The 24,609-nt window shown below is 44.2% G+C and carries 20 protein-coding genes and 3 tRNA genes; 12 read left to right on the plus strand and 11 right to left on the minus strand.

The features are described 5' to 3' along the window. Nucleotides 1-18: 18 nt before the first annotated feature. From AK822_RS01490 to potA, 4 genes are all read right to left on the minus strand, one after another. A complete protein-coding gene (locus AK822_RS01490) occupies nucleotides 19-909 on the minus strand; it encodes a LysR family transcriptional regulator (RefSeq protein ID WP_060490326.1) in 891 nt (296 codons plus the stop codon). A 108-nt stretch (nucleotides 910-1,017) separates the two neighbouring features. Further along, the gene (gene potC, locus AK822_RS01495; RefSeq protein WP_087945522.1) at nucleotides 1,018-1,848 is read right to left on the minus strand and encodes a spermidine/putrescine ABC transporter permease PotC; all 831 of its coding nucleotides are present in this window, start codon (nucleotides 1,846-1,848) and stop codon (nucleotides 1,018-1,020) included. Beyond that, nucleotides 1,848-2,726 (minus strand): spermidine/putrescine ABC transporter permease PotB, encoded by an 879-nt coding sequence (gene potB / locus AK822_RS01500; protein ID WP_060490327.1) that lies wholly within the window; start codon nucleotides 2,724-2,726, stop codon nucleotides 1,848-1,850. Before potB ends, potC begins: the two co-directional genes overlap by 1 nt. Beyond that, nucleotides 2,726-3,988 (minus strand): spermidine/putrescine ABC transporter ATP-binding protein PotA, encoded by a 1,263-nt coding sequence (gene potA, locus AK822_RS01505; RefSeq protein WP_087945523.1) that lies wholly within the window; start codon nucleotides 3,986-3,988, stop codon nucleotides 2,726-2,728. The genes potB and potA overlap by 1 nt, the downstream gene beginning before the upstream one ends. Before the next feature lie 492 nt (nucleotides 3,989-4,480). Here potA and AK822_RS01510 point away from each other — a divergent pair, with 492 nt between their 5' ends. The 3 genes from AK822_RS01510 (at nucleotide 4,481) to AK822_RS01520 (ending at nucleotide 6,955) form a co-directional block, all read left to right on the plus strand. Continuing rightward, a complete protein-coding gene (locus tag AK822_RS01510; RefSeq protein ID WP_045443399.1) occupies nucleotides 4,481-5,119 on the plus strand; it encodes a carbonic anhydrase in 639 nt (212 codons plus the stop codon). A gap of 152 nt (nucleotides 5,120-5,271) precedes the next feature. After that, the gene (gene gloA, locus AK822_RS01515) at nucleotides 5,272-5,853 is read left to right on the plus strand and encodes a lactoylglutathione lyase (RefSeq protein ID WP_060490328.1); all 582 of its coding nucleotides are present in this window, start codon (nucleotides 5,272-5,274) and stop codon (nucleotides 5,851-5,853) included. Nucleotides 5,854-5,968: 115 nt separating this feature from the next. Then, a complete protein-coding gene (locus AK822_RS01520; RefSeq protein ID WP_060490329.1) occupies nucleotides 5,969-6,955 on the plus strand; it encodes a mechanosensitive ion channel family protein in 987 nt (328 codons plus the stop codon). Nucleotides 6,956-7,066: 111 nt separating this feature from the next. On the opposite strand, the gene AK822_RS01525 is transcribed toward AK822_RS01520, so the two are convergent. The 3 genes from AK822_RS01525 to ribA form a co-directional block, all read right to left on the minus strand. Then, the gene (locus tag AK822_RS01525; RefSeq protein ID WP_045443409.1) at nucleotides 7,067-7,537 is read right to left on the minus strand and encodes a c-type cytochrome; all 471 of its coding nucleotides are present in this window, start codon (nucleotides 7,535-7,537) and stop codon (nucleotides 7,067-7,069) included. 413 nt (nucleotides 7,538-7,950) lie between these two features. Beyond that, nucleotides 7,951-8,946, minus strand: a complete 996-nt coding sequence (gene hemF, locus AK822_RS01530) for an oxygen-dependent coproporphyrinogen oxidase (RefSeq protein ID WP_045443411.1) — start codon at nucleotides 8,944-8,946, stop codon at nucleotides 7,951-7,953. A gap of 30 nt (nucleotides 8,947-8,976) precedes the next feature. Further along, nucleotides 8,977-9,648, minus strand: a complete 672-nt coding sequence (ribA, locus tag AK822_RS01535) for a GTP cyclohydrolase II (RefSeq protein ID WP_045443414.1) — start codon at nucleotides 9,646-9,648, stop codon at nucleotides 8,977-8,979. 554 nt (nucleotides 9,649-10,202) lie between these two features. Between ribA and dxs the strand changes: the two genes are divergently transcribed. Then, the gene (gene dxs, locus AK822_RS01540; protein ID WP_087945524.1) at nucleotides 10,203-12,260 is read left to right on the plus strand and encodes a 1-deoxy-D-xylulose-5-phosphate synthase; all 2,058 of its coding nucleotides are present in this window, start codon (nucleotides 10,203-10,205) and stop codon (nucleotides 12,258-12,260) included. Nucleotides 12,261-12,612: 352 nt separating this feature from the next. Continuing rightward, nucleotides 12,613-13,440, plus strand: a complete 828-nt coding sequence (locus AK822_RS01545; RefSeq protein ID WP_045443417.1) for an inositol monophosphatase family protein — start codon at nucleotides 12,613-12,615, stop codon at nucleotides 13,438-13,440. A gap of 53 nt (nucleotides 13,441-13,493) precedes the next feature. Here the strand turns inward: AK822_RS01545 and AK822_RS01550 are convergent, their stop codons facing one another. Next, nucleotides 13,494-14,933, minus strand: a complete 1,440-nt coding sequence (locus AK822_RS01550) for a WS/DGAT/MGAT family O-acyltransferase (RefSeq protein ID WP_060490330.1) — start codon at nucleotides 14,931-14,933, stop codon at nucleotides 13,494-13,496. 113 nt (nucleotides 14,934-15,046) lie between these two features. Next, nucleotides 15,047-15,871 (minus strand): thiazole synthase, encoded by an 825-nt coding sequence (locus AK822_RS01555; RefSeq protein WP_060490331.1) that lies wholly within the window; start codon nucleotides 15,869-15,871, stop codon nucleotides 15,047-15,049. Nucleotides 15,872-16,032: 161 nt separating this feature from the next. Here AK822_RS01555 and gspE point away from each other — a divergent pair, with 161 nt between their 5' ends. Beyond that, nucleotides 16,033-17,586, plus strand: coding sequence for a type II secretion system ATPase GspE (gene gspE, locus AK822_RS01560; RefSeq protein WP_060490332.1), 1,554 nt, complete (start codon nucleotides 16,033-16,035; stop codon nucleotides 17,584-17,586). 176 nt (nucleotides 17,587-17,762) lie between these two features. Here gspE and AK822_RS01565 read toward each other — a convergent pair whose 3' ends face one another. Both AK822_RS01565 and AK822_RS01570 read right to left on the minus strand, forming a co-directional pair. After that, nucleotides 17,763-18,251 carry a RidA family protein gene (locus AK822_RS01565; RefSeq protein WP_060490333.1) on the minus strand — a complete coding sequence of 163 codons (489 nt, stop codon included), beginning with the start codon at nucleotides 18,249-18,251 and terminating at the stop codon, nucleotides 17,763-17,765. 118 nt (nucleotides 18,252-18,369) lie between these two features. Beyond that, nucleotides 18,370-19,071 carry a DUF4442 domain-containing protein gene (locus AK822_RS01570; RefSeq protein WP_060490334.1) on the minus strand — a complete coding sequence of 234 codons (702 nt, stop codon included), beginning with the start codon at nucleotides 19,069-19,071 and terminating at the stop codon, nucleotides 18,370-18,372. A 347-nt stretch (nucleotides 19,072-19,418) separates the two neighbouring features. Between AK822_RS01570 and AK822_RS01575 the strand changes: the two genes are divergently transcribed. The 6 genes from AK822_RS01575 to AK822_RS01600 all read left to right on the plus strand — a co-directional run bounded on the left by AK822_RS01575 (nucleotide 19,419) and on the right by AK822_RS01600 (nucleotide 24,562). Beyond that, on the plus strand, nucleotides 19,419-20,879 hold the full coding sequence (locus tag AK822_RS01575; RefSeq protein WP_087945525.1) for an McrB family protein: 1,461 nt from the start codon (nucleotides 19,419-19,421) through the stop codon (nucleotides 20,877-20,879). 11 nt (nucleotides 20,880-20,890) lie between these two features. Beyond that, entirely contained in the window at nucleotides 20,891-22,486 is a 1,596-nt protein-coding gene (locus tag AK822_RS01580) for an McrC family protein (protein WP_228139047.1), read from the plus strand. A 243-nt stretch (nucleotides 22,487-22,729) separates the two neighbouring features. Beyond that, a tRNA-Pro gene (locus AK822_RS01585) sits at nucleotides 22,730-22,806 on the plus strand. A gap of 96 nt (nucleotides 22,807-22,902) precedes the next feature. Continuing rightward, nucleotides 22,903-22,979, plus strand: a tRNA-Arg gene (locus tag AK822_RS01590). Nucleotides 22,980-23,018: 39 nt separating this feature from the next. Then, nucleotides 23,019-23,094: transfer RNA gene (locus AK822_RS01595), tRNA-His, on the plus strand. A 532-nt stretch (nucleotides 23,095-23,626) separates the two neighbouring features. Further along, on the plus strand, nucleotides 23,627-24,562 hold the full coding sequence (locus AK822_RS01600) for an AraC family transcriptional regulator (protein WP_045452534.1): 936 nt from the start codon (nucleotides 23,627-23,629) through the stop codon (nucleotides 24,560-24,562). Nucleotides 24,563-24,609 lie beyond the last annotated feature (47 nt).

Raw genomic sequence — 24,609 nt, forward strand, 5'->3', positions numbered from 1 at the left:
TTAGTAGATAGTGAAATATTACACCGGCTTCACAATACCTTCTAACAAATTCGCAAAACCTTGCATATAAGCGGTATCTTGACTCGATGTGCGCGTCGCTGCATATAGCTGACAATGCACACCCGTACCCAATGGACGCGAGACGACCCAGCCTTTTTTCTCATATTCAGCAACCACCCAATCAGGTAACGCCGCGACACCGCGTTCACTAGCAACCAATTGAATCAGCATCGCCGTCAACTCTGTAGTACGAATACTATCAAAGCTTACCTGCGCAGGGGTCATAAAATTGGCAATAATATCAAGGCGCTTGGCTTCCACTGGATACGCAATCAGGGTTTCATTGGTTAAATTATCTGGCTCAATAAATTTCTGCGCCGCCAAATCATGCGTTGGTGATAGCACCAAGCGACTTTCATACTCAAATAACGGCTGATAGCTGATGCCGTCTATCGGTAAATCGCTGGTGGTAATGAGTAAATCGATATCACCTTCCATCAATAAGTGGTGCGGCTCTGGCTCAAAACCTGTCGCAAAATCTAGCTCTACATCTGACCATTCGCGGCGGTAATGATTGAGTATCGGCATTAGCCAATCGAAGCAACTGTGACATTCAGAGGCTAGCCGTAATCTACCCGCTTGACCGTGAGCTAAGCGCTTAAGATTGGATTTGGTGCGAGTCACTTGTGGCATGATGCTATCTGCCAATGCCAGTACCGTTTTACCTGCTGGCGTAAAAGTCAGCGGGCGTGTTCGGCGATTGACCAAGCTGATATCGTAATAACTCTCTAGCTCTTTTAGCTGATGCGAGACCGCGGAAGCCGTGACGTGCAATTCATCGGCAGCCGCTGCCAATGAACCATGCGCTCGCAGCGCGGTTAAGGTATTGAGATGACGAAGCTCTAACATAAGACAACCTAACCGCTAAAGTGAGAAAAATTCATTATAATCGATATAGCGCTGATTTTCATTCAAAGTCTGATTTTTAATCAGCAATGCTAAATGAGCAATGGCAAACTAGCGTCGACGTAATAATAGCTGCGAAATAATCACCAATATCAGCGAGGCAACCAGTAAAATTGTCCCAATGGCATTGACCTCTGGTTTGAGTCCTACTCGTACCATTGAATAAATCCGCAGCGGTAAAATCTCATAACTGGGCCCAGTGACAAAGGTAGAAACCACCACATCATCGAGTGATAAGGTAAATGCCAGTAGCCAACCTGCCATCACTGCGGGCAGAATGACAGGGATGAGCACGGTACGCACCATTGTTGATTCATTGGCGCCCAAGTCGCGTGCGGCTTCCATCAAGCGTTCATCTAGACTGCTCAATCGTGCAAACACCGTGATGACTACAAACGGTAAGCAAAAAGTAATGTGCGCCAATAGCAGCGAGACGAACCCTAATTGCAACCCTATTAATAAGAACAATGCCAATAATGAAATAGCGAGTACAATTTCAGGCGACATCATTAATACAAATAACAACCCATTTAATAAGCCTTTACCGCGAAAGTTATATCGATGTAGCGCGAGGGCGGTCAATGTTCCTATCAAAGTTGAGACGGTGGCTGCGACCAATCCTAATACAATAGAATGCCAAAAAGCATCGAGCATCGCTTGGTTATTCAACAGCGACTCATACCACTTTAAGCTAAAGCCGCCCCAGTTATAGCCGACTTTTGACTTATTAAAGGACATGACAACTAAGACGATAATTGGCAAATACAGCATGGTATAAATGAGGCTAAGAAAGCCTTTAGCCGCGATACTGCCAATCTTAATAGACGATCTTTTTTTAGTTGCCGAGCTATTGAGTTGATGATTCAGTGAACTATCAGACATTAGGCCACCTCATTAAAGTCGGTCTTGCCAATGCGGCGACTACTGGCACGGTAGGCGAGTAATAGTACCGCCATTGCTAATGTCAATAGCACGCTGGCGGCTGCGCCAAATGGCCAGTCACGTGCATCCAAGAACTGGTTTTTGATGATATTGCCGACCAATAAATTGCGTGAGCCACCCAAAATGTCTGCGACGTAAAACATTCCCATCGCTGGCAGCAGCACCAATAATACCCCTGAGATAATACCAGGCGTCGTCAATGGTAATACGATATGCCAAAAAGTCTGGGTCTTTGATGCACCTAAGTCTTGTGATGCCAGTAGCATGTCATGGCGCAGATCGGTAAAGACCGCATACAACGGCAGCACCATAAATGGGAACAGTAAATACGTCAAACCAGCAATCACCGCCACTTGCGTGTATAAAATATCGATAGGAGTATCGATGATACCGACTGCCAGCAGCGATTTATTAATCAAACCGTTATTGGCAAACAGTAACTTGAGCGCATAAGTACGCACGAGCGAGTTGGTCCAAAATGGTAGGATTAACAGCATCATGAGTAGCGGTTGCCAACGGGTTTTGGCTTTGGCTATCAGCCAAGCAAAAGGGTAGCCAAGTAACAAGCAGATGATGGTTGTGATGCCTGCCATCCATAACGAGTGAATAAATACGCCAAAATATAGCGGATCAATCATGCGTATATAGCTGTCGATGCTGACAGGCAAGCTAATAAAAGCACTGCTATCACGGCTCAAAAAACTGACAGCGATGACTAAGATATTTGGCAATAGCGCAAATATCAATAACCAACCCCAAATCAGCCAGAGCGTTACGGTACGAAAAGGACTTTTGCTGCCTAAGCTATGACCTGCCATCAGCTAATATCCTTTTGAGTAGCTAAACTGGCAGCTTGATGATTGGCTTCATCATCAAGCGTACCGTCTTCTGGTAGTACCCACTCCCAGCCATCGACCCATGATACTTTGACACCTTCATTTAATTTGTAATCAAAGCTTGGATCATCCTCATCAAAGAATTCAGAGGCCTTAATAATGTGACCGTTTGCTAATTCAATAATCGAATCTAGGGTGCTACCTTTATAGTTGCTTTCAATCACTCGGCCGAGTAAGCCACCATGTTCTTTATCATTGGGGTCATAAATTCGCAAATCTTCAGGGCGTAGCAATAAATTAACGATATCGCCCACTTGTACATCGTTAGCAAAATCAGGACGGCGTAAATTGCGTAAGGTGGTCGGACCGTCTTGCGCTTGTGCTTCACAAACTTCGACTTCGATACGGCCATTGGTCACGCGACCGTCGCGATCTGGTTGGTTAGGATAAACGCCTCTGACTTCCGCTTTAAACAAGTTGGTCTCACCGATAAACTTGGCGGTAAATAAATTCGCCGGCGTTTCATAAATCTCAATAGGCGTACCGATTTGCTGAAAAGTGCCATCTTTCATCACGGCGATACGATCTGACATCGATAGCGCTTCTTCTTGATCGTGGGTGACAAATACAAAAGTGATGCCAAGCTCTCGTTGCAGCCTTTTAAGCTCAGATTGCATTTGTAAACGCAGCTTATGATCGAGTGCAGATAGTGGCTCATCAAGTAGCAACAGTTTAGGACGATTGATGACGGCTCGTGCAATGGCGACACGCTGCTGCTGACCACCAGACAAGTCTTGTGGTCTGCGATTGGCTAAATGCTCCAGCTGTACCATGGCGAGCATCTCGCGCACGCGGGTTTGAATCTCATCTTTCGGTACTTTTTTGAGCTTAAGCCCGTAAGCAACGTTTTGCGCGACACTCATATGCGGAAACAAGGCGTACTGCTGAAATACTGTGTTCACGGGACGTTTATCCGCTGGCAAGCCTGCCATCTGTACGCCGTCTAGATAAATTGCCCCAGCGTTTGGCTGCTCAAAACCAGCGATTAGGCGCAGTAAGGTTGTTTTACCGCAGCCTGATGGGCCAAGCAGCGTCAAAAATTCACCGTGCTTGATATCAAGATTGATGTCTTTTAATACTTCAGTTTGATCATAGGTTTTTTTTAGACCAGTCAGTTGCAGTAGTACTTTGTCATCTTGAGGTGATGCAGAGGCTCTGTGCATATTTGGCGGTGAATTGGTCATAATATTTATTCCTACGTGTCCGACATCGCAGTACAGCTATTTATTTAGGACACTGTGGTCAAGGTGATTTGATATGGATATAAGCGATGGGTGTAAACCCGATTTGGTCGCCGCGTATTATAACAAACCCTTGGTATAAATCAGTGCAAGTTCGTTATAAGTTCTGCGAGCAACACGGTTATGCTGTCAATGGCTGTTGATGTTTGATAGTTCGGTGTTGTCTGTTTGATGCTCGGTTTTGGCTAATGCATTTCTGTTTTTCAGTTTCACTTCCAACTTTATAATTCTGTATGATTGGCAATAACTGCCATTCTATGACGATATTTAAACAAAATTTTTTATCATTTTTTGGTTTTTATTCCTATACAATCACGGTATGGCAGACAAACACAATGCGCCTGATAGGTTAGTAGCCATTCGCAAATCTATGTTTGAATACATGTGTGTAAAGCTGTTTATAACGCTAATATTATTAATGATAAAGGATGTCTTATGCCTAACGATACACGCCCGAAAACCGGTCAAGAAGCTCTTGCGCTTTTAAAAGAAGGCAATATGCGCTACATAGATAGTTTGACCACTACTGATCCAACAATGCAAAGACGACCTGAATTGGTTAAAGACCAAGATCCCTTGGCCATTATTTTGGGTTGCTCGGATGCACGAGTACCAGTTGAGATTGTATTTGATCAAGGCTTGGGTGATTTGTTCGTTATTCGAGTCGCTGGTAATGTCGTCGCGCCTTCACAGATTGGCTCGATTGAGTTTGCGGCCGAAAAGTTCGGTACAAAATTGGTGGTTGTGCTTGGGCACTCACATTGCGGCGCTGTCACGGCTTGTGTTGAGACACTGATCAATCCTGAGAAAAACTATTCACCCAACTTGCAGTCGATTGTCGATCGCATTCGCCCAAGCGTTTATAACTTGCATGAGCTTGCCACTGCCAATGGTCAAGATGTCGACGCAGACGAGTTGGTCGATCGCTCTATCCGCGCCAACGTCCGTATGTCAGTTAGCCAGCTCAAACATGGCTCGCGGGCATTAGAGGACTTAACCAATAGTGGTCAATTGCTGGTCGTTGGTGCAGAGTATGATTTAGAGACAGGAAAAGTACGTTTCTTAGACAGCTAATTAATCGGTTACATGGGCAGCACCAAGTGTGCGCTCTTACAAAACCCACTCAATGCTTTCGCGATTTTTTATTATGATAAAAGGGTCAAGCGCGTAAAAAATATTCACGCGCTTGTTTTTAAACTCTCTATTTTGTCAATATTAGGATAACTATGTCTATAGCAAATACTGGCTCAGCCACTGATAATAATAACGAATCACTTATCGCTCAACCAATGAGCAGCGTCAATACCGATGGTGTGCAGCCTATCTCAGTACAGACGACAGGTTTTACTTTTAACCATACCATGCTACGTGTCAAAGATCCTGCCAAGTCGTTGGCGTTTTATACTGGTGTCCTTGGTATGACTTTACTGGCGGTCAAAAAATTCCCTGATATGGGTTTTGATTTGTACTTTTTAGCCAAGTTAACCGAAAGCGAGCGCGACAATTTGCCCGCGGGTGATGATTTGGAAATCTTTGCCTTCCGTCAACGCGGCATCTTAGAATTGACCCATAATTATGGTACGGAAACGAAAGCTGACTTTAGTTATCATGATGGTAATGGTGAGCCACAAGGTTTTGGACATATCTGCTTTAGCGTACCTAGTCTCGACGAAGCGGTTGCTTGGTTTGATAAAAATAATGTCGAATTCAAAAAACGTCCAGAAGATGGCAGCATGAAAAACATTGCCTTTATCAAAGATGTTGATGGTTACTGGATTGAAATTGTACAAGCAGATTTAATGGGCTAGCTTGACAGGCTGGTACGTCAATACGTCAGTTAATCTAGGACATGCCCCAGTCAAACAATCAATTAATCGAGTGAATGGAAGCATAAAGCCAACCAACCAAAGGAGTGACATCTAGATGCCTACCTCTGAGGCAGAAACGACAGTAAATACCAATATAGCGGCTGAACCAGTGACAACTGATGTGCTGACATATCAAAGCATCATTGATTCAGCAAATGAGATAGTGGTTGGCTTTGTTGAACGCATTCCTTATTTTGTCGCATCAATTATTGTTATTCTGATTTTTTGGTTTCTATCGATTGTCTTCAAAAAAGTGGTATACAAACTTTTAGGCAGTCGCAGTCGGCATCAGAACTTGGTTAAAGTGTTTCAGCGAGTAGGTGGCGCACTCATCATTTTTATCGGCTTTATGATTGCTATGGTGATTGCCGTGCCAGGATTTACCCCTGCTAAGCTGATTGGTGCACTCGGTATTGGTTCCGTCGCTATTGGTTTTGCCTTTAAAGATATTTTTCAAAACTTGCTTTCTGGTATTTTGCTGCTGATCTCAGAGCCGTTTCGTATCGGTGATCAGATTGTCTCAGGCGACTATGAAGGGACGGTTGAGGATATTAAAATACGCGCCACGACTATTAAGACGTATGACGGTCGGCAAGTGGTTATTCCCAACTCTGATTTGTATACCTCAGCATTGACTGTCAATACCGCCTATAAGCAGCGCCGTTTGCAAGTGGCTGTTGGTATTGGCTATGAAGATGATATCGAAGCAGCAAAAGCTGAGATTCTACAAGCGTTAGATAAAGTCGAAAGCGTATCGAAGCAAGCGCAGCCAAGTGTGATTGCTACGGGCTTTGGTGATTCAACGATAGATTTGATGGTACGTTGGTTTATCGAAGATGGCACTCAAGCCAACAAAGTGACCTCGATTCATCAAGTGATCGTTGAGATTAAGAGCGCACTCGATGCAGCAGGCGTCAACATTCCATTCCCGATACGCACGATAGATTTGAGTGATCCATCAGTGACATCGATTGTGAGTAAATTGCATGAGCAAAAGGCGATCGATGTTAATAACGATGTTAATAAAGCAGCGGCAGGGTAATTTTTTTAGCACGTTATTTTAAAGAACGGCCTTTTACACAATATTTTCGAAATAAAAATCCGCTATATCAAATGACATGGCGGATTTTTTACAATATCAATTTATGACAATTTAGTCAGTTTTGACTTTAAAGTCGGTATGACATGATTTACAGCTAGCACCAACTTCACCAAAGGCTGGTTTGACATCGTCGATGCTAGTGGCTGTTTGTGCAGCAGCGTTCAGCTCAGCAGTGACTTTTTGAAAGTTTTCTGCTTCTGCGCGAAAACCATCGGCATTTGACCAAACGGCATCAGTCGCATTGCCAACGGCTTCTTTATTTTCAAAATGACTCCAAGGCGTAGCAGCGTCTTCTGCTAAAAATGCGGCTTGCTCTTTGAATACGGCGGCATCAAAGGTGTCAGGTGCTTTCATCATATCACCCATGACACCCATCGCATCACCATAGCTTTTCATGCTATCTTGGCGGGCTTTTACATCAGGGTCAGTGGCAGTGCTACACGCTGTTAGACCTAGGGCGGCTGCCATCAATGTGATGCCAAAGATAGATTTTAATGATTGGTTGGTATGAACCTGTGCCATGTGAATTACTCCTGTAAAATTGGTTAGTAGTAGGCGCGCTTATAAACGCTGGCTTTACATACTGTTTTTAAGTATCTGCCCTTAAAGGCTTCTTCTAAAAAAACTTCTTCTAAATTAAAAGGCTTCTTCTAAATACTGCTTTTAAATAAAGCGTATTGTTATAAAAATTACCTCATCATCTTTTGGAAACGCATTCGCTTCTAAAGGATTTTTCCAACAATATTTTTCATTGTAACGGTTATCTGTGCAGTGGACGTAAATTTAGTTGTTATATCATCGTAATTTTTGAGTCAGTGACTTTCGCTCATATAAATTTGCGCTCATATAAGAAGATCAGCATGGATAGCTGACCTTCTTGATACTCTCTAAAGACAAGCTAACAAATACCTTAGCCTTTATTATATTCACACAAACTATAGAGTCAACCAATCGCGTGGTTTCAGATAAAAATCGGTCAATGCAAACTCAGGCGAGCCTTCAGTCGGCTCAAAGCGATAATGCCAGCTGGCAAGCGGCGGCATACTGACTAAGATAGACTCGATACGGCCATTGCTTTGTAGTCCAAATAGCGTGCCGCGGTCATAAACAAGGTTGTACTCAACATAGCGACCACGGCGATAGAGCTGAAATTCGCGCTGTGCCTCGGTATAAGGGGCATCTTTACGCTGCTCAAAGATGGGCATGATACCGTCAAGATAACCGTTGCCGACCGCCTTCATAAAGTTAAAGCAGGTCTCAAAATCCCAGCCGCGACTTTCTGTATTGACATCATCATAAAACAAGCCACCGATACCGCGCTGCTCATCACGATGACGTAGGTGAAAATACTCATCACACCATTGCTTGAAATCAGGGTAGACGCTGTCACCAAAAGGCGCGCACAGATCATGACAGACTTGATGCCAATGCACGCAATCAGCGAGTACGGGATAAAACGGCGTCAAATCAAAACCACCACCAAACCACCAAATAGGGTCTTCGCCCTCAGCTTCAGCAACGAACAAACGCACATTGGCATGGCTGGTTGGGACGTTCGGGTTTTTGGGATGGACAACCAATGAGACACCCATGGCTTGGGCTTTACGACCAGCGATATGGGGATGGCGTGCAGTGGCTGAAGCAGGCAAGTTATGCACGTGAATATGACTGAACATCACACCTGCTTTTTCAATCACCTCACCATCTGCTAGGACACACGAGCGACCACCGCCGCCTTCAGGACGTTCCCAGTCATCAGGGACAAAGGTTGCATTGCCGCCACCATCGCGTTCTTGCGCTTCTAAGGCTTGACAGATACGAGCCTGCAAATCGACCAAAAACTCACGCACACGCATGATGTCGTTATTGGCTGGCACTGTTAAGTCTGTCGCTGATAGCTCTGTCTTATTATCTGTATTTGAAATACTCATAAAATATCTATTTATTTAGTGTATTGATGTCTACTTATTAAGATGTAACGCGGTATTGAAATCTTTATCTAATAAATGACCCATGCGGTCGCGCTTGGTCGCTAAATATTCAGCATTCATATCATTCACCCCAACCAATAAAGGCACGCGTTCCACGACATTAATACCGTGCTCGGTTAGATAAGCCACTTTGTCTGGATTGTTAGTGATGAGTCTGACGGCGTCAACACCGATATGAGCGAGCATCGGGCCGCACATATCATAAATGCGCGCATCAGCAGGTAAGCCCAACATGAGGTTGGCATCTAAAGTATCATGACCTTGGTCTTGCAGGGCGTAAGCGCGAATCTTATTGGTCAGACCAATACCGCGACCTTCTTGGCGCAAGTATAATATAGCCCCGCAGCCAGTCTCTTGTATTGCTTGCATCGCCGTGTTGAGCTGCGGCCCACAGTCACATTTTAATGAGCTAAAAGCATCGCCCGTCAAGCATTCTGAATGAATACGAATCAATGGAATGGTTCTTTCTGCTCGCGTGGCGTCCGTTTGACTCGGTGAGTTGTCCGCCGTATGTTGATCGACGACAGGCAGACCGACAGTCAGCATCACATGCTCTTGACCTTCGTCGTTTTCAAAGATATGAATATCAAACTCGCCGTGACGAGTAGGTAGTTTGGCACTGGTAATAAATTGATATGACATTAATGTCCTGCATAAGCCGATAAGCGTGGCGGTAGAGGGTCTTTTTTAACCATATTAAAACAGCGATGACATCCTAGCTGCATGATGAAAGTAGGATAATGCCAGTATAATTCATTCGTAAAGAGTGCATGCTGATTGTCTTTATTATAAAAACACACAAAGTTCACAAACGACGCACGATGATTAAAGCGACAATTAAAAATAAATGCTATTATGCCATACTATTTTGACGGATACAGTGACAAGTCTTTGCCCTTACATTACTATGTCGTCACTAACATCCGATATTGATACACAATAATAAGGCATAATATTATCCCTTGTTATGAAAGCGCCAAAGCAAAGCTCTATCGCTGTCTATGACGGCAGCGTATGTGCTATTCGGCGCAGCCTCTATATGTTTATATAAAGACATAAAGGCTGCCTGAATAAATTTATGAACAGTTATATGGTCGATTACACCAATAATGGTGTAGATATTATTGACGTCACTTAGGTAGCATTATGCACTAAGAGGCTGTCTTGTCAGCAGATTGGTAGGTATCGTACGGTTTATGCAGCAGTCACCTCATTCCCCACAGTCTCAGTCCGTATCTATGCCAGCTGTCGATTCTGCTGCCCAGCTGTCGAATTTACAGCAGACTTATACTGTGATTCCACGCGTCCGTCCTGATACGCCTTTGCTGGATAGCATTGCAGCGCCAGCTGATCTTAATGCCCTGACAACCGCTCAACTTATCACCTTGGCTGATGAGCTGCGGCTATTTCTATTGTATTCAGCAGGTCAAAGCGGTGGACATTTTGGTGCTAATTTGGGCGTGGTTGAATTGACCATTGCGCTGCATTACCTACTAGATACGCCGCAAGATCAAATCGTTTGGGACGTGGGTCATCAAGCCTATGCCCATAAAGTCTTGACGGGTCGCCGTGACCAGTTGGCGACGATTCGCTCGAAAGATGGTTTGACTGCTTTTCCTGAGCGTGCAGAATCCGTTTACGATACCTTTGGCGTTGGTCATTCATCGACGTCAATCTCAGCTGGTCTAGGCATGAGCTTAGCACTGCGCTATCAAGGTCGCGCGCAAACTGTTGCTTGTATCATTGGTGATGGTGCAATGACCGGCGGTATGGCGTTTGAAGCGATGAATGATGCGGTGCAACAAGATGCGGATTTATTGGTCATTTTAAATGACAATGACATGTCGATCTCTTGTTCTATCGGTGGTTTTTCACGGCATTTAGCGATGCTGTGGGAGTCAGGGTATCAGGTTGATATCTCTGATGCAGGCGAGCCAGTACTATGCCAGCGCCCTGATATGCAAGGCTTTGATCGCCGTAAGCGTCACAAAGAGATGCGTGATGTGCCGCAGTTAGAAGACAATTTATTTAAAGCGATTGGTTTTACCTACTTTGGTCCGTTTGATGGACACAATATCCCTGAGCTACTGCGGGTATTGTCACTTGCCAAGCAGATAAAAGGGCCTGTTTTAGTCCATATTTATACCACCAAAGGCAAAGGTTTTGCCCCAGCTGAGTTAGATCCCGTCGGCTATCATGCTATCAGCAAGCTCCCTGTCGAAATCAAGACTGATGCTCAGGCTGTCGCCACAGAAAAATCACTGCCCAACACCAAACCTGCGTTAAAATACTCGCAAGTATTTGGGCAATTCTTATGTGATAAGGCTGCTGAAGACGATAAACTGCTTGCTGTCACACCTGCTATGGAAGAAGGCTCGGGGATGATTGATTTTGCCCGTCAATTTCCGGAGCGGTTTTTTGATGTAGCCATCGCTGAGCAACATGCAGTCACACTGGCTGCTGGTATGGCAACCCAAGGCGTCAAACCGATTGTGGCGATTTATTCGACGTTTTTGCAACGTGGCTATGATCAGCTGATTCATGATGTGGCTTTGCAAAACCTTGATGTGATGTTTGCTATTGATCGTGCTGGCCTAGTCGGTGAAGATGGTGCAACGCATGCCGGCGTATTCGATTTTGCCTTTTTACGCTGCGTGCCCAATATGCTGATCGCCGCGCCAAAAGATGAAAACGAATGCTACCATTTGCTCAATACGTGCTATGAATATCAAGGCTGCACGGCAGTACGCTATCCGCGTGGTGTCGGTACTGGCGCAGTTATCGCATCGCCAGCACAGACTTATAACGTTGGCGAGGCAGTGATAGAGTCGGTATTAGGTAGTGAGGATGCGCCTAAAAAGCTGGCGCTACTCGTATTTGGTACCATGGTTGCGACGGCTCAGCAAGCGGCAGAAAGCTTAATTGACAATGATATAGAATCAGATTGTCAGGTACATGTCATTAATATGCGCTGGGTAAAACCTTTAGACACGGCATTATTAGAAAAGTTGTTAGAGCAAGGTATTACACACATTGCGACTTTGGAAGAGCACATGATTATGGGCGGCGCGGGCAGTGCAGTAAATGAGTATTTGCTTAACGAATCACCAGCCTTTAAAGATAACCGTCCTGCCGTTATTAATATCGGCATTCCAGATCGCTTTGTCGCCCATGGCTCACAAGCAGAGCAAATGGCTGATTGTGGTTTAGATGTTAATGGTGTGGTAAGGCAGCTTGAACAGTTGCTGTTGTAAGTTTAAGTTATACCTTTGAACGTTTTTAAAGTTTTTATCTGTCATTTGGACAGAGTATTGGTTAAATAGATAAAAGCTCGATCGATAGCGCGAACGCCTACTTAGTCGTAGGTGCTGACTTTTTTACAACTTACGCAGTTTGTGATGACCACCAAAATTTGGGTTGGTTTGGCGAACGTCATGGTTTTTTTCGTTTTTTATCGAACAATTTTAGTATAATGCGATCATCGCTTTCAAATGGCGCATTTTTTTAATTGTATAAATACAGTGTGATGCAGCGGCTGATTGGCATGTTGTGGGCACAGAGTTCGTCTTATTTTTGACATTCATTCATCAAGCAAATAGGTTATTTATGGAACCCATGGTCGTCATCGCAGCACGTACTGCTGAAAAAGTTGGTAAAGAGATTTTATATGCGCATCAAAACCGCCATAAAATTGAATTGGATATTGAGTCAAAAGGGCTTGATGGATTGGTTACGCGTATTGATCGCTTTAGCGAAGAGCTGACGATTGAAACCCTAAAAGCCAGCTATCCAAATCACTCGTACTTGGGTGAAGAGTTTGGTATGCAAGAAGGTCGCGGTGAAGATGCAGACTGGTGCTGGATTATTGATCCGCTAGATGGTACCAAAAACTTCGTCCATGGTGTGCCGCAGTTTTGTGTGTCTATCGCCGTGCAGCATAAAGGCGTGACCCAACATGGTGTTATCTATGACCCTGTCCGTGATGAGATGTTCTCTGCTAGCCGTGGTAAAGGCGCGCGCTTGAACAATCGCCGCATGCAAGTGAGCGAGCGCAAAACCATTGATGGCGGTCTATTTACCACTGGTCATCCGCTTGAGCGTAAACGCAATGGCGAAATCATCTCTTATGCCAAGCAGCATTTTGAGAGCTTGCAAAAGATCTCTGAAGCAGGCGGTCAAGTTCGTCGTTTAGGCTCAGCTGCGCTTGATTTATGTTATGTCGCTGCTGGTCGTTTTGACGGTTATTTTGAGATGTCAATTAAGCCTTGGGATATTGCTGCCGGTGAGCTTATCGTGACCGAAGCACGTGGCGTGGTGGTTGACCATACAGGCGCACATAACTCAATGACTTCAGGCTCTATTTTCGCCTGTAACATTAAGTTATTGAAGCCATTGATGCAAGTGGTTGTCCCAACGTGGGGTGATGCATTTTAAGCACCACTTAAGCATAATTATTAAGACAACTTAAAACAAAAAAGCTGGTTCCATTATGGAGCCAGCTTTTTTGTTTTCCCTTTATTCTTATAGCCACTTTTGTCTTCAACCGTAATGCCTTGGAACTTAAGCGCTTTACTGGTGGTTTCCAACAGTTGTAACTCTTCTTCAATAAGCGTCAGCATTTCTTGCACATGCGGCAGTGCTTTACTACAAGCCGTAATCCCAAATTCAATCTTATCTAGATAACTAGCAAGGGTGATATTCATTGCTTGACCATTGAAGACAATAGATGCAGGGTACAACGATTGTAAACGTGCACCATTCCAATATAGTGGTTTTTCAGAACCAGGCACATTAGAGATAATCAGGTTAAACGCCTGCTTTTTGGGAAATAGACTGGTCGCTAAGTTGATACCTTCCCAAGCATAGGCAATCACGCTGTAGTTAATCACTTGGGCTTGATTCATGCGTCGAAAGCGGCGTTTGCCGTTATTCATACTGCGATGAATCAGTTTGATTCGGCTCAAAGGATCATCTAAATGCGTGCCCAAATTGGCCAGTACAAAGGATAATTGATTGCCTGCCACACTGTCATCCGTACGCAGCGACATCGGTACAAAAGCAATGAGCGGCTTGCTAGGCAGCGCATCCATGGATATCAGGTAACGACGAATGGCACCCGCACATACCGCCAGCACCACATCGTTTTTACTGATATTTAGTCGCTCAGCAATATCGTTAAAACGCTGAATATCATAAGACTGCGCGGCTATACGCCGTGATGCTGAGATACGTTTATTAAGCACACTCATCGGCGCATCAAAAGTACCGACATAACTGTCATCACCATAATTTTTCAAATTATCCAGCAGTTCGGTAAATACAGGTTTAATGGTAGATATTTGCTCTTTAATGATGCGTAATGCGGAGCGCTCTTTGGGTAAAATCGCATCGACTTGATTGCGATGGCGTGCCATTAATGACCAAATCGGTAGCGTTACTGGCTCAGTGGGCGATTGCGATAATGATTTTTTGACAAGGCGCATGGCAGCAATGCCATCAACCAATGAATGGTGAATTTTGAAATATAGGGCAAAACGCTCAGGGTCGCCTTCATTTTCTGGTTGAATACCTTCAATCACGTGACATTCCCACAATGGCATGGCACGATCCAACAGCCGACCATGCTCTCTTGAAACATACATCAACAATTCGCGAACCCGTGCAGGCTTTGGTAAGGCAACATGATGCAGGTGATGCTCAACATCAAAATGCTTGTCCTTTTTCCAAAAAGCCAAATGCTCAAGCACTTGGTTAAAAGGAAAGGTAGGCGACACATCAGAATCTTGCATTTGTTTGACCAATTGGCAAACAAAACCGCTACCCGCATTCCCTGGCAATTCGAATAGGAATAAACCTCCAACATGCATGGGCTGTTTACGCGACTCAAGAAGTAAAAACAACTGGTCGACTGCTGTGAGAAGCCGCATAATAAATCCTTTTATGACGATAAGTTGAGTAAAAGTTACTTCTTTTATTATTATTTTATAGCTGACTTTTTATTAAATACTATCAATTTAATAATGGTCATTAAATTTAAAAACTATTGAAAAAAGTATCCTGTTTGTGGTGAACTGGCAGTCGCCATTTTACGCATTGGCATACGACCCGCCAAAAACGCCGCGCGCCCTGCCCAGATGGCATGCTTCATGGCATGAGCCATCATGACTGGGTTTTGCGCATTGGCAATCGCCGAATTCATCAGGACGCCATCACAGCCAAGCTCCATAGCCAGCGCTGCATCAGAGGCCGTGCCAACGCCTGCATCAACCAATACCGGTACTTTGGCATTCTCGATAATAAGACTGAGGGTGTGACGATTCAGCAAACCAAGACCTGAACCAATCAAGCTACCAAGTGGCATAATTGCCACACAGCCCATACTTTCTAATTCTTGAGCGACGATAGGGTCATCTGAGGTATAAACCATCACCTCAAAGCCGTCATCAATCAATACTTTAGCAGCTTTTAGCGTTTCCATCACATTCGGATAGAGGGTTTTTTCATCGCCCAATACTTCAAGCTTAACCAGATTATGCCCGCCTAACAGCTCGCGAGCAAGCTTACAGGTACGAATGGCAGTCTCGGCATCGAAACAACCAGCAGTGTTGGGTAAAATGGTGTATTTATCGGGGGAAATCACATCAAGTAGATTGGGCTCATTGCTGTTTTGTCCAATATTGGTACGACGAATAGCAACGGTGACAATCTCTGCTGCCGATGCGCCAATGGCGGCGCCCGTTTCAGTCATATCCTTATACTTGCCCGTACCGACCAACAGGCGAGAAGAAAAAGTACGACTCCCGACCGTAAAAGTGTCTTGTGAAAGGGGCGTCGGATGAGTAGCAGTGCTTGTGTTCTCTGACATAACTGAAAATCCTAATGGCGAGTAAAACAAAATGCTATTATAACAAAATCATGCAATCTTACTTGCAGTCTTTTTTGGTTTAGCCAGTTAAGCATAATACGTTTGCCACGCTTTGACACGAGTTTCTTTCTGAGTTTATCTTTATCTATCAGGTCGCTTTTATGATGCAACTGCCGTACAGTTTTGCGAAACGCCATCAAATTTTGGCCGTACTTGCCATTGATCCTGAGCTGCCAGCGACTTTGGTGCTGACCAAAGCCACGCCATTATCAGCGATTAATGAGGCAGTGCGATTTTTACAGCAGCAAGGGGTACGCGGTGTGCCCACTTATGAAAGCATCAGCGCCGATGACTTTGAAAAGCGCATGAACGCCGCTTATGCAGGCAATACTGGTGAGTCGCAACATATTGCCGCTGGACTCGAAGATCATCCTGATCTCGATAGTTTGGCAGACAGTGTCCCTGAAACTGAAGATTTGATGGATCAACAAGATGATGCGCCTATTATTCGTCTGATTAATGCGCTGTTGTCCGAAGCCATACGTCTAAACGCCTCAGATATCCATATTGAAACCTTTGAAAAACGCTTGGTAGTTCGCTTTCGCGTTGACGGTGAATTAAAAGAAATCATTACGCCAAAACGCCAATTAGCGCCATTATTGGTATCGCGTATTAAGGTCATGGCCAAGCTCGATATCGCCGAAAAGCGTGTGCCACAAGATGGACGTATCAGCTTGCGCTTGGCAGGGCGTGAGGTTGATGTGAGGGTATCGACATTGCCATCGAGCTTTGGTGAGCGCGTGGTCATGCGTCTATTAGATAAGCAAGCAGGTCGCCTGAATATGACGTATTTAGGGCTGTCTGATAACGATTATAGCGAGCTAAAACGCTTGATTCATCGCCCACACGGCATTATTTTGGTGACAGGGCCAACGGGCTCGGGTAAAACCACCACACTATATTCAGCACTGACCGACCTCAATGACCAAACCCGTAATATCTTGACCGCTGAAGATCCGATTGAGTTTCAGCTCGATGGTATTGGGCAAACGCAGGTTAATAATAAAGTCGATATGACTTTTGCCAAAAGTTTACGTGCGATGTTACGTCAAGATCCAGACGTGGTAATGGTTGGTGAGATTCGCGATTTAGAAACGGCAGAGATTGCCGTACAAGCGTCGCTTACTGGACATTTGGTGTTATCAACTTTACACACCAACACCGCCATTGGTGCCGTCACGCGTCTGCAAGATATGGGCGTTGAGCCATTTTTATTATCGTCATCGCTGATTGGTGTCGTCGCCCAGCGCTTGGTGCGTACGTTATGCCCGCATTGCCATGGCTGGCAAGTGGCTGATAGCGAACAGGCTAAATTATTTACTGAGATTGGTATTGTGCCAGTCTCAGAGAATGGTGCTGAAACTTTAACAACTACACCTATCAATCTACCCAGACCAGTTGGCTGCGATAAATGCAATCAATCAGGGTTTAAGGGACGGACGGCGATATATGAAGTGGTGCCCGTTGATGATACCTTGCGCCGTATGATTCATAGTAATACCGCCGAGTACGAGCTAGAGGAGTACGCACGTCAGCAGACACCGTCGATTCGTGCGGATGGGTTGCATAAAGTCATTGCAGGTCGTACGACGTTAGAGGAAGTGCTACGAGTGACGAAAGAGAGTGCCTTAGCTGATGACACGATACTTGTATAAAATGCCTAGAGTGCATTGGTGATTGTTTAATCTACCTCAGATAAAGGGTCTGCACAGCAGATAAAAGATAACTGGCTATGGTAGCCAGTTATTTGATGGTCATTCTTTAGTGCTTTGAATACTTTAGTGCTTTGAATACTTCAGCGCTTTTAATAATTTAACTTGTGAAATCGCTATTATTTTGCAGCGATACATTCAACTTCAACGCTGGCACCTGCCGCCAATTCAGCGACGCCAAAGGCTGAACGTACCGGATAAGGTTTGGCCAATTCCGCTTTATAGACTTTATTAAAATCGTCAAAGTCATCCATGTCTGTCAGCATCGCCATACATTTGACGATGTCTGATTTTTGATAGCCGTACTTTAACAGGGTTTCATTAATATTATCCAATGCTTGCTTGGCTTCGGCTTTGACACCACCTTTGACCAATTTGCCATCTTTAAAACCAATTTGTCCAGACATGTATAGCGTATCGCCCACCCGTACTGCTTCTGAAAAAGGATAATTACCGCCATCACCAAGAAACACAGGGCTAGATTTAGTCACACTTGCGGTATTTGCCATTGGCGCCGCATTCGCTGTCATAGCAAGGCCTAGTGAGCACGCGCCCACGAGCAACGCTTTAGTTAAATGGGCGGTCAATTTATGGGTAATCTTGGACATCGCTGTCTCCTTATTATAAGTTTTTTTCACAATTTTTCTAAATTCACTATACAAGTTTAACAAACATAATGTCTCATCACACTAGATGACACATTATGTCTTACTTATGCTTAACCAGTTATTGGTCATTTTGCTCAGCTTCGACTTCTGTTTTAGATTCAGTATCAGCTTCTAGCGGCTTGTCGCTGGTCTTGCCTTGACGGCGTGCTTCTAATTCAGACTTGGGTATCCAAGCCCATGTCATCTCAACCACGATAGGGTCACGATCACTGTCAGACTCACGGTCATGAATGACGCACGGAATTACCATTTCGCCTTTTGGTGTATTTAGGATATCTAAGCGCTGCTCATCCGATAAAGATGCCACTGCTGCAATTTGGCCTTTTTTAATCGGGCGATAAAAATTAACCGAGTACGATTTAATCAATAGTACGCGGTCAGAGGGTAGGTTTAAACCCAAAATAAAACCAGTCGCTGTTTCGGCAAGTAAGGTAATGGCGACCGCATGAATAGAGCCAATATGATTTTGCACCGCTTTGGTGTTGTTTAAGCTCACGACCACTTGGTTGGGTTCGACCGTTTCATAATAGACGCCCGTTGTGCCCACATATGGCACCACTTTACCAAAGGCTTTGGATAAGATGCTCGAACGTGCGCTGGCAGGTAAATACTTGGTGATAGATAGCAGTTTGGTAAATTGATTGCTGATGGGCTTGAGCGAGCTGTTGGGTTTTTCGACGGGCGATCTTGTGCTGTCAGAGGTTTTGGCTGGCAATTTATTGGTTAGCTTGCTAGGGAGTTTTTTTAATAATCCTGACATACAAAATTCCTTAATGTAGATAGATTAAATGACGCTTTGAGTGTTATATATTTCATCATAGCAGCTGATAGGATTATCAATTGTGCAAGCTGCCATGCTCACTATGGTACATTAACCGCCGTCTGCCTACTATTATTAGCATGAACTGCTGCGCTTATAAAATAGGGCTAACGTCATGATACCCTAGATGCTAGGAATGCTATCGCTCAATGCAATATCGTATCACTCAGATGCTTTCATAAACAGTGCTGCTGGATGCCATAAAGACAGCCACGCTATAATGATGACATTTTAGTGTATCTTATTGATCATTTTTCTTATTTCCTTTTTCTATGCTGGATGAAGCTATGCCTGACACGTCAATTCATGTGCCGACCAATATCATTTATACAGGCGTTGCTGGTACGGGGAAAACCTATCGACTGTTACAAATTGCTAAGCGATATACCGACTATCTGCCGAGAGCCGATGAGGCAGAGTTGTTGGGGCAGCTATTGCAAGAGCTTAGCTGGCGTGAAATCATATGCTTGGTACTTTTGGATTTTCAATCTAAACACCAAGACTTGGTAAAAGTGCCTGAAATCGTCAATCATGCGTTCTTTGTCGCGAAAGCCGCACAGAATGCACGTGAGAAAGGCTTAAGAAATACTGCGTGGGGAACACTACAAGCGCATAGCCCTATAGACTCGAAGACCGTTAATGTTAAAAACCGTGCCAGCCAAGCCTATTTTGATAAAGATGAGGGCGGTGCGTGGTACTTGCTGCCAGAAAGCTTTGAGTTATTAACAGAGCTATCGCAGCAACTTGCTGAATTTCAGCAAGCGCAGCGTGATAATAGTGTCAACCAAAGCCAAGCTAACTCAAATCAAGGTTTTAGCCAGCAGCGCTTTACCATGGTCAGCTTCCATCAAGCGTATGGCTATGAAGAGTTTGTCGAAGGCATTCGCCCTGTCATGGCAGCGTCTAATCATACAATGAATAGCTCATCTCAAATGAATTACGCCATTCAAGATGGTGCATTCTTAAAATTGTGTCAACGGGCAGCAAATGATCCAGAGCAGTGTTATGCCATCTTAATTGATGAGATCAATCGCGCCAACGTGTCACGAGTATTTGGCGAGCTACTCAGTCTAATTGAGCCAGACAAACGGGCTGGCATGACAAATGCGATGACTGTTCATTTGGCCTATTCTGGACGGGCTTTTAGCATCCCTGCCAACATCGATATTTATGCCACGATGAACACCCAAGATCACTCGTTAGCACCACTTGATATGGCATTACGTCGGCGCTTTCGTTTTATCGAATGTCCATCGCAACCAGAATTATTACCCATCATTCATGTGCCCCAAAAATCAGAAACTGACAGTCCAGCAGCGACGGTAGATTTGGCAAAGCTATTAGCCGGTTTGAATAATCGCATTACGCAAACATTGGGAATGGAAGCGCAATTGGGTCATGCTTTTTTATGGTCAGTAACGGATCTTGGACAATTGCAAGCGGTGTTGATTGAACAAATCATTCCGCAGTTAATGCAAGCGACGGGTGGGCAAGAGGGTACTTTGCAATATATCTTTAGAGACGAGCAGCAGCCACTGCGAGCGCAGTTTATTCATGATAGTCATGCATTCATTAATGACAGTGTGAATGACCAAGTGAATGCTAGTAGTCAAAATCCGCTGTTTACTGGTCAAAATGCATTTTTCGGTCAGTCTATGAGCACATCTGGCTATAAGATAAATACCGACCTCATCGCGAGGGTAGGCGAGTTTGCCAAACCCGCTGTCTATCAACGTTTATATCCATAAGGTACTCAGCGTTGATAAATAATAGCTTTAGTCATAAAGTCATAGCCAATAATATTGATAGTGCTAACGTTAATGCGTTTGATGTAAATACCATCACTGTGTTTGAACACCAGCGTTTAACAGTGCATGACTTCTTACGGGTATCTGATTTCCATTGGTTGATGGCGCAAGAGTTTGCGGTCTTTAGCATTAAGCGCAGACAAGGACAGTGGCAGTTAAAAGTCGGACATTATATAGGGATTATTTTACTGCCTAGCGGCATGACGCTTGAGATTTTACCCAAACTCGTGGCAAAAACTTCTAGGGCTCAAGTCGCGCAGCAATCATACCTTTCACAGAATGCCAGTCGTCGCCATGCCAGTCATCGCCCCGATATCAGGCAAACTCGCCAATGGGTGCAGGACATGCTATCGGATTTGACCAATAGCAGTCATGCCAAAAACAAGCTACCCAATACAAAAAATCTAGGTCAATTTAGCAGTCAATTGTCGCCGCTATCGATAGCTGTACTGCCATTGTCAGATTGGCTTATCATGCAGTTTTTGCAGCGGCTGGCACATTATCGACCAAGCAAACACTATCAGACGCAGGTCGATAATCAAGCATCGCTACAAGGTCGACTGCTCATCAAAGAACAATTGCGCCACAACAGCATGCAGCCGCATAAGTTTGTCTGTGAGAGCAGTATACTGAGCCAAGACATGCTAGGTAATCGGCTGATTAAGAGCACGTTGGTTTTGATGACACCTTTATTTTTTCAATCAACGCTATCGAAAGCAGATGCGCCTAAATTTTTGCAGGCTTGGCAGCGAGTAGCGGCGTTGAGTTATCAAGAGCTGACACAGTTAGAGTCGATATACAAGCAAGCAAAGCGTCAGTTAGCCGCTCAACCGCTTCGAGCACCGCAACTACAAGCTGCTCAGCAGTTGTTAGATATGGCTTATTGGTTACTAAGGCAGTCCAATGTGGCAACAGGTAATGGTATTGCGCCAAAACAACCCTTCAAGCAAAATCTGTCCTCTCCGCGTTTATGCTTGCTGATTGATATGAATCAAGCCTTTGAGCAATGGGCAAGCCTGCGCATAGCCTCGATGTTTCAGCAAGTGAGTCAACAATATCAGCCGTTATATCAAACGCAAAGTATCTGGCTAACGGATGCAGAAGGGCGCGCATGTCTGTCTATACGACCTGATTTGCTCATATATAAAACTGATGCTAATGATAATTGTCAAAATCAGAGTAGCACTGAGGTTATTAAAGCTAGAGAAAAAGGTCACTATAGTCATGTCATTGATATTAAATGGAAGCATTTATCGCAGACAGCCAGCATTAGTGCCAGTGATGCTTATCAACTGATGAGTTACGCTCAGGCCTATCAAGCAGGGCAGGTGTGGCTGGTTTATCCAGTACAAGATAATGAGCGGTTACCAGTTGTGCTCAGCCAACAAGTGCATGATTATAAAAAAACTGATGGTGCTAACAACCATGATAAGAGCCATAATATTGCTGGTGAAAAAGTGAGTCCTGCGCCATTGTGGCTCGTACCCTTCAATGTTCTGACTGGTAAGATAAACGGCGGCTTGCTTCCTGATAGGAATAGAGTATAATGAGCGCTGTCGATGAGTAAGTGGCACTGAGCATCGTGGAGAAAAGGATTTGTCATAGTGGTTTTTATGATAAATGGGCATTTTTTAAGTAATTTAGCAGTTTTTTTAAATTAATTAAAAATAGGTGTTGACACCATCGGCTTTTCCCCTTAATATGTGCACCTCGATAGCAAGGAACGTTAACAAGTTAGTGGCATTGCCAACAACGAGTTAATCAACAAGCTATCGTGATAATAGAAATTTCGGAGTGTGGCGCAGTTTGGTAGCGCATCTGGTTTGGGACCAGAGGGTCGTAGGTTCGAATCCTATCACTCCGACCATCTATTTTTAAGAGCCTTACAGGCTTTTTTTTATGTATAATGGTTTAGTTTCTGATATATTTAAAACTTGCTTTAGTATATAAAAGTCCTCTAAGAGCGCCTGTAGCTCAGCTGGATAGAGCATCTCCCTTCTAAGGAGGTGGCCGCAGGTTCGAATCCTGCCAGGCGCACCATTTAGCCTGAAAATCTTGCCTCATCAGGCAATAGTTATGGCGGTTGTAGCTCAGTTGGTAGAGCCCCGGGTTGTGATCTCGGTTGTCGTGGGTTCGAGTCCCATCAGTCGCCCCATATTTTATTCTGCATTATCCTCTTCTTGCTTTACCTCATCATAAAAACCTTATTCTAAATAATAATACTTGCCATTTTTGGCTTTTTTTTGTGCCTGTATGATTGGTTTTAACCTATCTTACCCCCTGCGATTAAAATTTGTAGACTCATCAGCCCTTTGATTGTCTATTGATTTACTGGCCTTTTGTCTCATTTATTTTTATTATAGGTTCTCTTTTTAGACGCTCGCTATCTCTGTACGTGCCTTAAACCTGCTTTGTTATTCTTTAATCGCCTTTATATAGGATAACAAAATATAGAATAACAAAGGCAACGCTTTTAGTGATGCATCATGATAAGGTCTTAAAGCCCGTTGATATATTAGGCCATCCATTAAGAAGTGATTCATTGAAGATGATACGAGTGTTAAGAAAACCAAAGATCAGTTAAAAAATATATTGAATAGATTAAGTAAGCCTAAGACCGTAGTAGGGATGTGAGTGTTTGTCTGAGATGCGCTGCTATGGATCTTATATTATTGAGGAAGTGATTGATGGACGCATTGAGCGTATTGCTACAAAACGTGCATTTGTTTGAAACCAAGTATTATCGTTTGAATGGGACTGGTAATTGGTCTTATTCCATTACTAGACAAGATACGATTTTGTTTTATTTAGTGATGTCTGGAAGCTTTTGTATCGATGTCGGCAATGGTTTGCGACAGGCGCACGCAGGCGATATGATTATGATTCCCAGTGCCCATAAGCATGTGAGCTATGCTTTAGATCATAATGGTGACGATGCGCTACCGCTAGATGAGTTGCTGACGCATTGTAAAGAAAACACCCTTGATATCGATGGCAACGGTGATCCTAACTCGTCTCTGATATTGATTGAATGCAAGTATGATAAAGAAATGATACGTCCTTTGTTGTCTGTGCTGCCTGCGATTTTGCCTGAAATCAATGATGAGTCTGACGGTAGGTTTGAGGTCATTGATGTTGAGATTAAGCTGCTGACCTTAGAAGCCGAGCGTGAGCGCATGGGCAAGACCGCAATCATCAATCATTGGGCAAGTATTATGATGATTGAATGTTTGCGGGTTTATATTGAAAGTTTGCCTGAGGCCACAGAAAACTGGCTAAAAGCCATGAAAGACCCGTTTTTGACCAAGGCGTTAGCAGCAATGCATCAAGCGCCCAATCAAAACTGGACCATTCATAAGCTGGCTGAAGTCGCAGGAATGTCACGCTCAAGCTTTGCGCAGCGCTTTAAAGATACAGTTGGTATGCCGCCGTTGACCTATCTCATTGATTATCGCTTGCGCTTGGCGGCCCGTTATCTACGCTTGCAGCAAAACAGTATTGGCCGTATCAGTGAGTTGGTTGGCTATGCGTCAGACTCGACCTTTAGTCAAGCATTTAAGCGCGTTTATGGGGTATCACCAAAAGCCTATCGCCAACAATATCAACAAGAAAACATCGCATAACGTATCGTTAATACACCATAAAAGCGTTAAGGTTGCCATTAGGCCCT

Origin of the sequence: Psychrobacter sp. P11F6, assembly GCF_001435295.1 — a bacterium.
Taxonomy (GTDB): domain Bacteria; phylum Pseudomonadota; class Gammaproteobacteria; order Pseudomonadales; family Moraxellaceae; genus Psychrobacter.

What these genes read in the sequence shown, in the direction of transcription:
- AK822_RS01550 (WP_060490330.1), bottom strand. Translation starts at nt 14,933, where the DNA reads ATGCGGCTTCTCACAGCAGTCGACCAGTTGTTTTTACTTCTTGAGTCG.
- AK822_RS01510 (WP_045443399.1), top strand. Translation starts at nt 4,481, where the DNA reads ATGCCTAACGATACACGCCCGAAAACCGGTCAAGAAGCTCTTGCGCTT.
- potC (WP_087945522.1), bottom strand. Translation starts at nt 1,848, where the DNA reads ATGTCTGATAGTTCACTGAATCATCAACTCAATAGCTCGGCAACTAAA.
- AK822_RS01490 (WP_060490326.1), bottom strand. Translation starts at nt 909, where the DNA reads ATGTTAGAGCTTCGTCATCTCAATACCTTAACCGCGCTGCGAGCGCAT.
- AK822_RS01570 (WP_060490334.1), bottom strand. Translation starts at nt 19,071, where the DNA reads ATGTCAGGATTATTAAAAAAACTCCCTAGCAAGCTAACCAATAAATTG.
- AK822_RS01525 (WP_045443409.1), bottom strand. Translation starts at nt 7,537, where the DNA reads ATGGCACAGGTTCATACCAACCAATCATTAAAATCTATCTTTGGCATC.
- AK822_RS01545 (WP_045443417.1), top strand. Translation starts at nt 12,613, where the DNA reads ATGGAACCCATGGTCGTCATCGCAGCACGTACTGCTGAAAAAGTTGGT.
- AK822_RS01520 (WP_060490329.1), top strand. Translation starts at nt 5,969, where the DNA reads ATGCCTACCTCTGAGGCAGAAACGACAGTAAATACCAATATAGCGGCT.
- ribA (WP_045443414.1), bottom strand. Translation starts at nt 9,648, where the DNA reads ATGTCATATCAATTTATTACCAGTGCCAAACTACCTACTCGTCACGGC.
- gloA (WP_060490328.1), top strand. Translation starts at nt 5,272, where the DNA reads ATGTCTATAGCAAATACTGGCTCAGCCACTGATAATAATAACGAATCA.
- AK822_RS01600 (WP_045452534.1), top strand. Translation starts at nt 23,627, where the DNA reads ATGGACGCATTGAGCGTATTGCTACAAAACGTGCATTTGTTTGAAACC.
- potA (WP_087945523.1), bottom strand. Translation starts at nt 3,988, where the DNA reads ATGACCAATTCACCGCCAAATATGCACAGAGCCTCTGCATCACCTCAA.
- hemF (WP_045443411.1), bottom strand. Translation starts at nt 8,946, where the DNA reads ATGAGTATTTCAAATACAGATAATAAGACAGAGCTATCAGCGACAGAC.
- AK822_RS01555 (WP_060490331.1), bottom strand. Translation starts at nt 15,871, where the DNA reads ATGTCAGAGAACACAAGCACTGCTACTCATCCGACGCCCCTTTCACAA.
- dxs (WP_087945524.1), top strand. Translation starts at nt 10,203, where the DNA reads ATGCAGCAGTCACCTCATTCCCCACAGTCTCAGTCCGTATCTATGCCA.
- AK822_RS01575 (WP_087945525.1), top strand. Translation starts at nt 19,419, where the DNA reads ATGCCTGACACGTCAATTCATGTGCCGACCAATATCATTTATACAGGC.
- AK822_RS01565 (WP_060490333.1), bottom strand. Translation starts at nt 18,251, where the DNA reads ATGTCCAAGATTACCCATAAATTGACCGCCCATTTAACTAAAGCGTTG.
- gspE (WP_060490332.1), top strand. Translation starts at nt 16,033, where the DNA reads ATGATGCAACTGCCGTACAGTTTTGCGAAACGCCATCAAATTTTGGCC.
- potB (WP_060490327.1), bottom strand. Translation starts at nt 2,726, where the DNA reads ATGGCAGGTCATAGCTTAGGCAGCAAAAGTCCTTTTCGTACCGTAACG.